The sequence below is a fragment of the Streptomyces sp. TG1A-60 genome, from assembly GCF_037201975.1.
Taxonomy (GTDB): domain Bacteria; phylum Actinomycetota; class Actinomycetes; order Streptomycetales; family Streptomycetaceae; genus Streptomyces.
Genome location: NZ_CP147520.1, coordinates 7,242,710 through 7,255,848, shown reverse-complemented (window position 1 = coordinate 7,255,848; position 13,139 = coordinate 7,242,710). Strand labels below are relative to the sequence as shown.

Here is a 13,139-nt window from a genome sequence, read left to right as displayed (position 1 = left end):
GACGCGGCGCCGCGGAACTCCTGTCCCATCGCCGACGGCCTGCGCACCGGCGACATCGAGCTCGAACTGCTCACCGGGCCCCTCCAAGGGGTCCACGACCCTTCCGGGCACGGCGCCGCCCTCTTCGCGTTCTTCGCCGGCTTGGCCGAGTCCGAACGCGAGTACATCCGCGAGATGGTCCGCGGAGGCGGGCCCCGGTGCCGGGGCGGGATGTCGCCCCGGCACCGTCGCGTCACTCCTCGTCGCGCAGCCTGGCCGCCAGGGAGATCAGCGGCTCGGTCTCCTCGGTGCGGCCCAGAGCGGTCAGGCGGGAGACCGCCGCGTCGAGGCGGCTGAGGGCAGGGGCGGGGCGTTCCAGGTAGATGCCCTCCACGGCACCCGCGAGGCGGACGCACTCGGCCCACTCGCCGGCGCGGTCGTCCTCCGGTCCCGGCTCGCCGAGCAGAGCGAGGGCCTTCTCCAAGGCGGCCAGTGCGTCCTCGTACTCACCGGCGTAGGCGTTGACCCGCCCGTGTTCGTAGGCCAGGGCCGTGTCCAGGGAGCGGCCGTGGGCCTCGTACCCGGCGGCGCGGGCCTCGTCGGCGATCCGGTCGGCGTCGGCGAGGATGGCAAGGGTGTCGGCCAGGCCCTCGGGGCCCTGCTTTTGAGCTTGGACGCGGGCGAGTTCGCGCAGGCAGTTGCTGAGCTGCTCGTAGCGCGGGGCCCGGGCGTGGGCGGCGAGTGCCTGGTCCGCCGCCTCTCGGGCCGGACCGAACTCGCCGGACTCGCCGAGGAGTACGGCCGTCTCCGCGGCGATCATGGCGTGGCTCCCCGGATCGTCGTCCCAGCCGGCCGACTCGGCAGCGAGGGCGACGAACTCCGCCGTGGCGGCCTTGAGGTCGTCCCCCGCGTGCAGCGCGCGGGCGCGGGTCAGGCGCAGCTGAGCGACGAGCCGGTCGTCCAGCTCTCCGGCGGCGACGTCCGGTTCGGCCAGCAGGGAGTCGAGCAGAGCGATGCAGTCCTCGACGCGGCCCAGGTCGAGGCTGAGCTGGGCCGCGTTGCTGTAGGTGCAGAGCGCGTCAGTCCGGCTGCCCCGGCGAAGCTCCAGCTCCGCCGAGCGCGTCAGATGCCGCAGTGACTCGTCGGGGCGGCCCAGGTGCACGCAGGCCTCGGCCAGGTCACCGTGGAGGCGGGCGGTGTCGACCGTGTCGGCCGGCCAGTCGGCGGCCAGTCGCAGGCCCTCGGCCAGGTCCGCGTGTGCGGCCTGCGCGTCCTGGAGGGCGAGCTGGAGCCGGCCACGCAGTCCGAGCGTGCGGGGCAGGTGCCAGGCGGGGCCGTGCGCCTTCAGCCGGTCGAGGAGGGCGTCGATCTCGGTGACCGCGGCGGGCAGGTCGCCGGAGATGGCGTACGTGCTGGCCCGCAGCAGCAGGGCGCCGGAGATCTGCCCGCCGATGTCGTGCCGGGTGGCGAACGCGTGCAGCAGGTCCACCTCGGCGAAGACCGGCGCGACGTGCTCCTCGCTCGCCGAGGCCTGCAGGCGCAGGCCGAGCGCGGTCGCTCGCAGCCGCAGCAGGCGGGCCTCCTGGTACGGAGCGAGGCCGGGCGTCTCCTCGTGCAGGCGGACCATGGAGGCGTGGGCGGCGGTCAGCACGGCGGCCTTCGCCTCGGCTCCGTCCGCGCCCGCCGCGGGCATCTCGGCGGCGGCGAGCAGGGCGCAGGCGCGGGCGAGCGCCGCGTGACCCGGCGCTCCGGCGTCGTCGTACAGGGCCGCGGCCTCCTCGTGGAGGGCGGCGGCGTCGGCGAACTCGTCCTTCTCGCCCGCCCGGCTCGCCTCGTCGGCCAGCAGGTCCGCGCGCAGCCGGACGAGCGGGCCCACGGCCGGGTCCTCGGGGTGGGTGTAGTCGCGGCCGGCGACGAGCGTACGCAGCCGCGCCCAGCAGGCCTGTGCGTCCGGGTGCCCCTGCTCCTCCGACGTCCGTGCCTGGAGGATGAGTTCGGGCAGCGAGTCGGGGACGGCGGCGGCCGTACGGGCGGCGGGCGCGGCGACCGGGGCCACGTCGTCGAGGCTGCGGGTGCGCAGGGTCAGTTCCAGCGCGTCCAGGAGCGGGACGCGGTCGAGGCGGGCCCTGCGGCGGTCGGTGTGGGCCGTGGTTCCGTTGCGGGCGTCGAAGCGGGCGGCGAGGTCGTCGGCGCGGCCTCGCACCTCGGCGCGCAGGCCGGCCACCGTCCAGGTGCGGCCCGCGTATCCGGCGGCGGGCAGTTCGCCGTGGCCGAGGAGTTCGACGCGCTGGAGGAGGACCTCCACGCCGGTGAGGAAGTCGAACAGGTCCAGCGGCGAGTCCACCTCGTCGAACAGGCTCCGGTTCTCGGCGAGCAGTTCCAGGCCGCGTGCCTCGTTGCCGGTCAGCGCGCAGAACTCCAGGTGCCGGCCGACCTCCCCGGACATCGAGGGGTTGCGGCGGCAGCCGCGATGGCCGACGAGGTGCACTTCGCGTGCCCGGTCGGTGCGGCCCGTGCGCAGCAGGGGCAACAGTGCGTACGAGAGGGAGCGGGCCGGCTCCTCCTGGCAGGATTCCTTCCCGGCCAGGACGGGTTCCCAGGCGCTCAGCGCCCGCTCGTCGTCGCCCGCCGTGAGGTGGTACAGGGCGCGCTCGCAGATCTCGCAGGCCTCGCAGTCGCTGAGCCGGGTGCGGGTGCGGCCCGCCCACAGCTCGTAGGCGAGGGTGGTGTCCTCGCCCACGTGGGCGGCGAGCTGGTACGCCTGTCCGTAGTAGGGCTGGAGGCCGAGGCCGGCCTTCTCGTACCGGTCGCGCATCTCCGTCAGCCACTGGCGCAGGCTGGCCAGCGGTATCTCGGGCAGCGCGCGCAGGGCGTTGGACACCCACTTGAACCGCCAGAACAGCGTGTGGCGCAGGCGCTCGTCGAAGACGTCGGGTTGCTCGTCGAAGAGGGTGAGCAGACGGGCGAAGACAACGGGCGACTTCCGGGGTTCGGAGCCGTAGGTGTACGCCTCCTGGAGTTCGAGGAGCGCGTGCGCGAGCGGGACGGTCTCCTCGAACTGCTCGGCGGCGTCGACGAGTTCCTCGGCGGTGACGGTGCGGGGGCGGCCGTAGGGACGCCGGTCGTTCTCCTGGAGCGCCTGGTACAGCTCGTCGGTGGTCTGGGGTGCGGTCGGCATCGTCAGCTGTCCTTGCGGAGGGCGTGGGCGAGCAGGTCGAGGAAGGAGCGGTTGATGAGGCTCGATTCGGCGGGCCTCAGCGGGCGCCGGGACAGCAGCACGGCCTGCCCGTAGAGCGCTTCGGCGCTGGTGCGGGCCAGCTCGGGCTCGTCGATGGTGACGGCTGTGCGGACCAGCGGGTTGAGCTGGTTGAGGATCAGCTGGGCACGCGGGGCCTCCTGGCGCAGGGCGCCGAGGATGTCGCCCCACAGGCCACCCTCCTGCTCACGGGCGAGCTGGGAGCGGGTGCGCTCGTGCCGAGCCTCGCGGCTGTCGACGAGGAGGGCGGGGGCGGAGGCCGGCTGGAAGGTGCGCAGCGCGACGTCGCAGTCGAAGACGGCGAGGGCGTCGCGGGCCTGGGCGAGGTAGGCCGCGGCGGCGAGTTCCGTCTCCCGGTCGACGGTGTCGAGGTGGGCGGTGAGGGTCTCGGGGTCGAGGTCGGCCACGGTGGCATCGGGCCTGATCTCGGGCAGCCGGTGGACCAGATCGCGGTCGTAGGTGTAGCCGCCGTTGACGACGCCGAGTCCGGCGGCCGAGGCGATCGCGGCGACCTGCCGGAACTCCTCGACGCTCGACGTCACGAGCACGGTGCGGTGGGTGCGCGCGAACTCGTCGAGGGTGGTGTGCCCGTCGGTGGTCTCGAACGGCAGCCAGGGCAGCAGCATCCGCAGGATCTCGTCGTCGTGCACCGCGAGCGACTTCACGGCCAGGTGGTGGGCCTGGAGGAAGCGGGCGAGCAGGTCCGGATCGCTGGCCGCGGCCCGGGCGATCCACGCGCGCAGCCGCTCGGCGAGGGCGTCGCGGACGGCGACGAGGGTGTCGTCCTCGTACAGGGACTCGCGGGACGCCGTCGGGCGCAGGACCTCGGCGTCGACGACGCAGCGGACGAAGAACGCCCACTCGGGAAGGATCTCCTCGGCCTGTTCGGACAGCAGCATGCCCTTGACGTGCACGCGGTGGCCGTGGCGGCGCCCGGCCGGCACCGCCTCGGGCAGCACGCACGCGATGCCTCGCAGGCCTACGGCCGGCAGGTCCAACTCGATGGTGTCCAGGGGGGTGAACCCGAAGACCTCCTCGCCGTACGCGGCCAGCGCACGGGAACGGGAGCCCGGCGTGGGGTACGCACGCCCCCAGGGTGCGGGCTCGGGGTTGACGGACGCGCCCGGGCCGCCCGTGCCGTCGTCGAAGGTCACCGGGTGACGCAGCAGGGAGCCGAAGTGGCGGGCCAGCGCGTGCACCTGCGCCGGCCGGGTCCACTCGCCCGCCTCGGCGCGCGGCGTCAGCGTGACGGTGGTGCCGGGCCGGGGGCGGGCGGAAACGGGCAGGGTGCGGACCGTGTAGCTGCCGTCGCCGCGTCCCCGCCACTCCACGGCGGGTGCGTCGGGGGTGCGGGCGGAGCGGCTCAGGACGTGGATCTCGTCCGCGACCAGGAAGCAGGAGAGCAGACCGATTCCGAACTGTCCGATGAAGTCGCCGCGTTGCTCGGCGATCTGCTCGGCGCGCTTGCTGCTGCGACCGATTGTGGCGAGGAAGCGGTGCACGTCGGCCTCGGTGAGACCGACGCCGTCGTCCTCGACGCGTACCACGGAACCGTTGGCGTACAGGCGGACGCCGAAGGCGTCGGCGGGTGCGGACGGTTCGAGGGCGTGCCGGGCGGTCAGCGCGTCCACCGCGTTCTGCAGGAGCTCACGCAGGTAGACGCGGGGGCTGGAGTAGAGGTGGTGGGAGAGGAGATCGACGAGGCCGCGCAGATCCACCTGGAAGGTGCGGTCGGTACCGGCCGGGTTCGCGGCGGTGTCGGGCAGAGTCATCGGGCAGTCCGGAGTGGGAGGGGCGACGGGTTGCGGTCAGGTGGCACCGGGGCCGGGGGTGTTCAGGCGCGGCGGTGTCCGCGCGCGAACTGCTTCTCGGGGTCCGCGAAGTAGGTCCAGGGCCACTCGGTGTAGGCGCCGTCCAGCGCCTGGAAGACGCGCCGGACCGTGTGGCGCTCACCGGCCAGCGCCAGGGCCATGGCGAACATGTTGAAGTCGTGCTGCCAGCCCGGGCGCCACGCGTAGGCGGGGTGGAGGATGCTGTGGTCGGCAGCGTCCCTCAACTCTGCCTGGATCTCGGGGGTTTCGAGGCAGTCCTCACTGTCCGACTCGACCCAGTCCTCGATGTGCGCCATGGCGATCACGCAGCCGAGACGGTGCCCCTGCGGGGCGCCGGCGAGCGCGTCGCGGGCGAATGCCAGGGCCTGGCCCGGCTCGCCGCCCCAACGGGGCTGCAACTGCGACACCCACTCGAGATGGGTCTCCAGGTCCAGCGGGTCGCGGCGCAGGGCGGCGTCGAGCCGCGTCTCGTTGACGGCGGGACCCAGCGACGTGCCGCGACCGGAGGTGAGGAGGCGGCGCCATGGCGTGACCCATTCCGGCTGCAACTCGGCGGCCTCGAACAGCTGCTCCTCGGCGATACGGAGCCGCTCGTGGAAGACCCGCCACTGCTCCTGCGTGACGTTCACGGCACGCGCGGCGGTGCGCGCCTCCCAGCCCCAGCTGATGTGGCGCGTCCCGGATACCAGCAGGGCCGTCGCCCGGTGCTCCTTGTCCTCCTCGACGGCCCGGCCGATCCAGTCCTGCACACCGTCCAAGTCGGCCAGCTCACCGAGAACCTGGTGGTCGCGGCCGAGGTCGAAGGGGGCCAGCGCCTCCTTCACGGCCTCCCAGTCACCCGCGTCGGCCGCCTCCACCAGCGCGAGCACCCGCACGTCCCCGAGCGCGCGCAGCGTGTACATCCCGTTCCTCTGCCTGCGCGGGACGGGAAGCGCGTGCGGATCCGCCGCCGGTCTCTCCGCCCCCCTACCGAACAGCTTGCCGAACATGCCGCGCCCTCCCCTGGTCCCGCGTGATCGTCCGGTGAAGCATAGGCGGCCCCACCGACACCGCTTCCACTGGGTTTTCAGCGGTGCTCCACGGGCCTGGCCCGGTCCCGCCCCCTCGCGCCTCCTGGTCCCCGGGGACGACACCGCGCAGGGTACGGCCGTCCTCGAAACCAGGGCGGGCGCCGCGGTCCGGGGGAGCGGCAGGTCCCCGAGACCGTGCGGCACCGGCGGCGGACTTCGTCATCCCCGTGATCGGGTCTCTGCGCACGGTCAGCCTGTCGGCCAGTTGGCGGTCGCCGTAAGCCGCGCTCCCGATCGGGTCCCGGCACGCCGTCACGCGATCACGGGCGAGACGCTGCGAGGGACTCAGCGGCCCGGGCTTCCCCAGCCGCGGGCGGTGTCGATCCGACCACCTACCGTGCCTGCTCCCAGCAAACCGGGTCCTTCGGTCAGATCACGTCCGGGATCGGGATCCGGACCGTTTCCGGGCCAACAGCCCGCATCCCGCCTCCTCGTGCAGAGCCTCAGCCGACGAAACACCCCGGCACCGGGCCGAGCCGCCGCGGACGGCCGGCCACCGGGGAGCGCTCGACGAGGCCGGCCTCTGGGACCGGCGTACGCACATCGGGCTGATGCCCGAAGGACGACCGGGCGAGGGCACCGGACAAGGTGCGGGTGCTCCGGCAGCCGGCCACTCGCCAGGGACGAGGCCTTGGCGATCGGCCCGACCCGATGCACCACGCCACGCACCCACTCCGACAAATGGTTACCGAAGCGTAACTTAGGTGGGCGCTGTCGACTTTAACTAACGGTGCTAGTTTTTCGCGCACCCTGCAACGAAGCAGCGCGAGGAGTGAACTGTGAGCCGTTACAGAACCCGTCCGCGTTCCACGTTCAACCGCCTGACCGCCGCCGCGATCGCCACCGTGGCGTGCGTGTGTGTCGGCGCCGCCCCGGCCGGTGCCACCGGGACCGACACCGAACCTGTCGTGTCCCGGGGAGTCACCATCCCGGCCTTCTACACCCCGCCCGCCCAACTGCCCGCCGCCAACGGCACCTTGATCCGGCAAGAGCCCCTCCCCCTGGGACTCTCGCTGCCCGGGCTCGACGGCCGCCCCCTGCCGGGCACGGCCACCCGCCTGATGTACAAGTCCACCGACTCGAGCGGCAGCGCCGTCGCGGTGACGGGCGCCTACATCGAGCCGTCGGCGCAGTGGAAGGGAGACGGGCCCCGCCCCCTGGTGGCGGTGGCCTCGGGCACCATGGGCCAGGGCGACCAGTGCGCGCCCTCGTTCGCCCTGCAACACCCGCTCACCCTCAACGGGGAAACCCTGTCCATCGCCTACGAGAACCTGGCGATCTACCGTCTCCTCGCCACCGGAGCCGCCGTCGTCGTCACCGACTACGTCGGCCTGGGCACCACCGACCGTCTCCACACCTACGTCAACCGCCTGGACGCGGGGCGCGCGGTGCTCGACGCCGTCCGTGCGGCGCGCGCGCTCCCCGGCACCTCCCTCACCTCCGGCTCCCGCGTCGGCCTGTACGGCTACAGCGAGGGCGGCGGCGCCAGCGCGTCAGCGGCCGAACTCCAGCCCGCCTACGCGCCCGACGTCCAACTGGCCGGCACCTACGCCGGCGCGCCGCCCGCCAACCTGACCTCCGTCATGAAGGGGATCGACGGCAGCGCTCTGGTCAGTGCCCTGGGCTGGTCGGTCAACGGCTTCGCGCAGACCTACCCCGAGGTGCGCGCCCTCATCGAGGCGAACCTCAACGACGCCGGACGCAAGGCCCTCGCCGACACGTCGACCATGTGCGTCGGCGACGCGATCCTCAGCTACGGCTTCAGCCGGACCACGGCGTGGACGACCAGCGGCAAATCCCTCGCCGAGATCATCGCCGCCGAGCCCCGCGCCCAGGCCATCCTCGACAATCAGCGCATCGGCACGCTCAGGCCAACCGGCCCGGTCCGTGTGGCCACCGGCATTCAGGACGACATCGTGCCGCACGGTCAGGCCCGCCAACTGGCCGTCGACTGGTGCCGCAAGGGCGGCAACGTCACCTACGAGGCCGTCAGCCTGCCCAACCTCGGCGACAGGATCCTCACCAACCACCTCGCCCCCCTCCTCACCGACCAGGGAGAGGCGATCTCCTGGCTCACCGACCGTCTGGAGGGCAGGTCCGCCACGTCCAACTGCTGGACGATGCCCTTCCAGCCCTGATCGAGCCATCCAACGACCCGCCCACCCGGTCTCCGGACGGGTGGGCTGCGGCACAGGAGGCGATACGGGGAATCCGGAGAGGGAGGAGTCCACCCGATGCGCCACGCCGTTCGTTGTCGAGCACGCCGTCCTGCGAGGGTGGCCGACAGCACCGCATCGGTGCCGGAGCCCTGGCGCGCGCGGTCTGCGGCAGCCTCGACGCGGTGAGCCTGGGTGGGTCGAGTTCGTCGCGGTCGAAGCCAGTCGGTGGCGAGGCCGCCGGGCTCGACCAGGGTGACCTTGATCCCGAAGTCGGCGACCTCCTGGGCGAGGGCCTCGCCCACAGCCTCCAAGGCCCACTTGGAGGCGTTGTGCACACCGAGGTCGGGGAAGGCGGTGACACCCCCGACGCTGGAGATCTGCACGAGGTGGCCGCCGCCCTGCGCACGCAGTAGGGGCCGTGCGGCCCGGGTGACCCACAGGGCTCCGGAGAAGTTCGCCTCCATCCGGTCGCGGACCTGCCGTTCCGTCACTTCCTCGACCGTGCCGAACAGTCCGTAGCCGACGTTGTCGACGAGCACGTCGAGGCGGCCGAAGTGGCTGTGCGCCCACTGGACGGCCTGGTCGACGGCCCCCTTGTCGGTGACGTCCAGAGCCAGGGGAAGGATCGCCCGCCGCGACCTTGTCGCCGCCCCAGGACCGCCTGGACGAACTGGCGGCCGAAGCCGCGCGAGGAACCGGTGATGAACCAGGTCTTGCTCACGAGAACACTCCCGTGCAAAAAGTCTTACAAGGAGACCGTACACCATTTTGATACTCAGTCTCATTAGGAGCCTCGGAGTCGATACTGTACGCTGCTCCGCACCTGCGAGCACGTTCGACAACTGGAGGACAGCGATGTCTTCACATGTGGCGCCCGGTGACCAAGTGACGTCCGGACTTGACCGGCGTACCGAGCTGAAAGAGTTCCTGCGTTCTCGCAGGGCCCGGCTCAGGCCCGAGGACGTGGGCCTGCCCTCCTACGGGCGACGACGGGTCCCCGGACTGCGGCGCGAGGAGCTGGCGCAGCTGGCGGGCGTGTCGTACGCGTACTACGCCCGCCTGGAGCAGGGGTACGGCGACACGATGTCGGTCGAGGTGCTGGACGCCGTCGCCCGCGCCCTGCGGCTGACCGAGGAGGAGCGTGACCATCTGCTCCGGCTGGCCCAGCCCGAGCGGCAGAGCACGACGCACGCCCCACCCCCGCCGCAGCGACTGCGGCCCACCGTTCAACACCTGCTCGACGCGCTCGGCGTACCCGCCTACGCCGTCGGCCGGCGATTGGACATCCTGGGATGGAACCAGCTCGCCACCGCCGTCTTCGGGGACTGGGCCCAGCTGCCGCCCGAGGAGCGCAACGTGGCCCGGCTGATCTTCCTCTCGCCCGAGGCGCGCGCCCGGTTCGCCGACCCGCACGCCACGGCGCTGAGAACCGCCGGCGTTCTGCGGATGAACGCCGGCAAGAGCCCCGGGGATTCCTGTCTCTCTTCGCTGATCGAGGAGTTGTCGCAGAAGAGCGAGGAGTTCCGTCAGTTGTGGGCACATCACGAGGTGAGCTGCGGAACCGTCGGCGAGACCGTGCGGATACGGCACCCGCTGGTGGGAGAGTTCGACCTCGTCCACGAAGCCATGGCGCTGCCCGGGGGCGCCCCCATGCGGCTGAACACCTACCACGCCGAGCCGGGCTCCCGCTCGGAGGAAGCCCTGCGGATGCTGGCCAGCTGGGAGATGGAGCCGCGGCGCTGAGACCCGGGACCGATGACAGCGCTACGCGCCCACCCGTGCGTCGAGGCGGCGAGGGGCGACATGCGAGCTGCTCTTGGCGTGCCATCACTGGGAGCGTTCCCACCCTGCTAACAGAAGGACCTGCACCTCGCGGGCGTCCAGAACATCGCCAGGGCGTGCCGATCAGGGAAGCCGACGATCCCAGGTGCCCCGTGCGCGAGGTGATGCCCCTGGTGGCCGCGGGCCTGTCCGACGACCGGATCGCCGAGCGGCTCTTCGTCATCCCTATCACCGTGAAGACCCATGCCAACCGGCCATGGCCGACTCGGCGCCCTCGACCCCGCCCGCCTCGTCGTCATCGCCTGCGAGACCCGTCTCGTCCGTGCCGGGGAGACACAAGTGTGAGCTGCGACGGAACCACCTCGCAGGCCGACCACGTCCAGCACCTGCTCACTCGCGACGCCGAGCACCCGTTCCGCGGGCGGCTGGCCGCAAGGAGCGAGTGGCCGACATCACGGCTGCCGATCAGCATGACCGACAGCCGGTACGGCCTCGCCCCACCGGGCACGGGAGCGTCCCCGGACGGCTGTACGTGCTGGGCCGGCAGCCGCTCCCGCCGGGCGGTGTCCCCACCGGCGCCGCCCCGTGGGCGCTTCCCGGCGGGTTCGCCTGTACGCGGCGATCGGGCGGCCGGGCCCCGATCTGATCGGCTTCCACACGACGGCACAGCAGTCGTCGCAGGTCAGGGACATCGTCGCCACATGCCTCGGCCCGGCTGGGGTAGGCTCTGTGGCGTCCGTCGTCCCACGGCGCCCCATGGGTGCGTCACGAGGACGTCGGCCCGGTCGCATTGATGCCGGGTGACATGGATGCCGTACGAGAGTTCACGGGCGCGGCGCTCGGCGATACCGCAAGTCGGTCCGGCACCAGGTACGGGAAGTCGGGGCAGCTCACGCCCGGAGCCGAACGGCTGCGGGCGTGAGCGCTGGAGAAGCCCGGCCGGCCAGGGCGCAGGCACCCGGTGCCGCCGGTCACGGTTGTTCCGGGAGCTCTCACGACATCGCTCCCCCGCCACGCTGGTCGCGCCATGAGTCACGGGGCGATTCCAATCCTGGTCGAAGGCCCGGCGGTCGGCGCGATGGTCTTGACGGCGGGACACAAGGAGTGTTCTCTGTTGCGCCAGCAGATAAACATCTCTCATTGCGCAACACCATGCTGCTGAGTGCCTGCGGTGAAGCCGCCTCGTCCCTCGTCATCCATGTCGCTGAACACTGCGCCACCGCAGCGCAAGGCAGTCCGACCCGACCATGCCCGAGCCCGACGACAGAAGGAAAAAGAGCATGGCTGTTCCCCAGATGGCGAAGTCGCCAGGTGACACCTCGGATCAAGAGAAATCGGGGACCCGCTCCCCCTGGCCTCGATCGCACCCCGTGTCTTCTGGCCCTCCACCATCATCATCGTTGCCTTCGTGCTCTACACCACGCTCTTCAAGGACTCCGCACAGAGCGTCATCAGTACGGTGCAGGAGGAGATCATCAGTGGCCTGGGCTGGTATTACACCGCCCTCGTCTCACTCTTTGTGATCTTCGCCCTCTGGGTCGGTATCGGCCGCTTCGGAGACATCAAGCTCGGCAAGGACGACGAGCGGCCCGAGTTCAGCATGGGCTCATGGCTGGCGATGCTGTTCGCCGCCGGTATGGGTATCGGGCTGGTCTTCTGGGGCGTCGCCGAGCCGTTGAACCACTTCGTCTCCCCGAGGCCGGGTGTCGGTGAGGGCGCGGCCGCGCGGAGCGAGTCCGCCATGGTCCAGACGTTCCTGCACTGGGGTATCCACCCCTGGGCCATCTACGTCGTGGTCGGTCTTGCCGTCGCCTACGCCGTGCACCGCAAGAGCCGTCCCATCTCGATCCGCTGGGCTCTGGAGCCGCTCCTCGGCGACAGGATCAAGGGCGCCTGGGGCGACGCCATCGACACCATCGCCGTCGTCGGCACCGTCTTCGGTGTGGCCACCTCGCTCGGCTTCGGCGTCCTGCAGATCTCCGCGGGGCTCGGCTTCCAGGGATGGGTGACCGACCCCGGCACGCCCCTTCGGGTCGTGCTCATCGTGGCCATCACCCTGCTCGCCACCGTCTCCGTGGTCACGGGCGTCGGCAAGGGCATCAAGTGGCTGTCGAACATCAACATGGGCCTGGCCGGCGGGTTGCTGGTGTTCGTACTCGTCGCGGGCCCGACGCTGTTCATCCTCAACGGCTTCGTCGAGGACATCGGCGCGTATCTGCAGAACCTCCTCGCGCTGAGCTTCGACACCGGTGCCTCCCACGGCGCCGAGGGCACCGCATGGGTGAGCGGCTGGACGGTCTTCTACTGGGGCTGGTGGATTTCCTGGGCCCCGTTCGTCGGCGTCTTCATCGCCCGTATCTCCCGCGGCCGGACCGTCCGTGAGTTCGTCACGGGCGTGCTGCTGGTACCGACTCTGCTGACCTTCTTCTGGTTCGCCGTCCTCGGCGGCTCGGCGCTCCACCGCGAGACGGTCGGTGCCGGCGGACTGGTGGGCGAGGACGGCGCGGTGGGTACGGACAGCGCGCTCTTCCAGCTGCTCGACACCCTGCCGGGCGGCACGCTCGTCGCTGGGGCGGCGATCCTGCTGATCGTGCTGTTCTTCGTCACCTCCTCCGACTCCGGCAGCTATGTGGTCGACGTGCTGGCCTCCGGCGGCAACCCCGACCCGCCGACCTGGAGCCGTGTGTTCTGGTGCGCGGCCCAGGGGGCCGTGGCCATCGCACTGCTGATCGCCAGCGGCACGGGAACCTCGTCGCTGTCCACGCTGCAGACGGTGGCGATCATCACGGCACTGCCCTTCAGCCTGGTGATGATCGGGATGTGCCTCGCCACGGCCAAGGCCTTCCGCCGAGAGCACCATGCCTATCTCGCCGCCCAGCGGAAGAAGCAGGAGGAGCGGCTCGTCGACCAGGCCGTCACAGCGATCGAGGAGGGCCTGGAGAACGGGGCTTCTTCGAACGGGGCCAAGGACAGCGTGGTGGAAGCGCGCACCACATAGGCCGGCGCCCATACGCCGCGCGCCCCGGCGTCAGTCGTGAAGGTCGACGACTCTCGCCGGGGC

The 13,139-nt window shown here is 71.6% G+C and carries 6 protein-coding genes and 2 pseudogenes; 4 read left to right on the top strand and 4 right to left on the bottom strand.

Annotated elements, in window-relative coordinates; translation table 11 throughout:
* Positions 1-232: 232 nt before the first annotated feature.
* The 3 genes from WBG99_RS31865 to WBG99_RS31855 form a co-directional block, all read right to left on the bottom strand.
* Complete coding sequence (locus tag WBG99_RS31865; protein WP_338899658.1) at positions 233-3,157, bottom strand: hypothetical protein; 2,925 nt, start codon at positions 3,155-3,157, stop codon at positions 233-235.
* A gap of 2 nt (positions 3,158-3,159) precedes the next feature.
* Positions 3,160-5,007, bottom strand: coding sequence for an HSP90 family protein (locus WBG99_RS31860; protein ID WP_338899657.1), 1,848 nt, complete (start codon positions 5,005-5,007; stop codon positions 3,160-3,162).
* A gap of 62 nt (positions 5,008-5,069) precedes the next feature.
* Positions 5,070-6,056: a hypothetical protein gene (locus tag WBG99_RS31855; RefSeq protein ID WP_338899656.1), complete on the bottom strand. Its 987-nt coding sequence runs from the start codon at positions 6,054-6,056 to the stop codon at positions 5,070-5,072.
* Between the two features lie 926 nt (positions 6,057-6,982).
* Between WBG99_RS31855 and WBG99_RS31850 the strand changes: the two genes are divergently transcribed.
* Positions 6,983-8,275 (top strand): lipase family protein, encoded by a 1,293-nt coding sequence (locus tag WBG99_RS31850; RefSeq protein ID WP_338900551.1) that lies wholly within the window; start codon positions 6,983-6,985, stop codon positions 8,273-8,275.
* 224 nt (positions 8,276-8,499) lie between these two features.
* On the opposite strand, the pseudogene WBG99_RS31845 reads toward WBG99_RS31850, so the two are convergent.
* Positions 8,500-9,063, bottom strand: a pseudogene (locus tag WBG99_RS31845) (SDR family NAD(P)-dependent oxidoreductase); the annotation flags it as partial.
* 118 nt (positions 9,064-9,181) lie between these two features.
* Here WBG99_RS31845 and WBG99_RS31840 point away from each other — a divergent pair.
* The 3 genes and pseudogenes from WBG99_RS31840 (at position 9,182) to WBG99_RS31830 (ending at position 13,076) form a co-directional block, all read left to right on the top strand.
* Complete coding sequence (locus WBG99_RS31840; RefSeq protein ID WP_338899655.1) at positions 9,182-10,039, top strand: helix-turn-helix transcriptional regulator; 858 nt, start codon at positions 9,182-9,184, stop codon at positions 10,037-10,039.
* Between the two features lie 194 nt (positions 10,040-10,233).
* Positions 10,234-10,423 (top strand): annotated as a pseudogene (locus WBG99_RS31835) (LuxR C-terminal-related transcriptional regulator); the annotation flags it as partial.
* A gap of 988 nt (positions 10,424-11,411) precedes the next feature.
* Positions 11,412-13,076 (top strand): BCCT family transporter, encoded by a 1,665-nt coding sequence (locus WBG99_RS31830; RefSeq protein ID WP_338900550.1) that lies wholly within the window; start codon positions 11,412-11,414, stop codon positions 13,074-13,076.
* Positions 13,077-13,139: the final 63 nt, after the last annotated feature.

Bases quoted from the DNA above. Each gene is read 5' to 3' on its own strand.
- WBG99_RS31860 (WP_338899657.1), bottom strand. From the start codon at position 5,007: ATGACTCTGCCCGACACCGCCGCGAACCCGGCCGGTACCGACCGCACC.
- WBG99_RS31855 (WP_338899656.1), bottom strand. From the start codon at position 6,056: ATGTTCGGCAAGCTGTTCGGTAGGGGGGCGGAGAGACCGGCGGCGGAT.
- WBG99_RS31865 (WP_338899658.1), bottom strand. From the start codon at position 3,157: ATGCCGACCGCACCCCAGACCACCGACGAGCTGTACCAGGCGCTCCAG.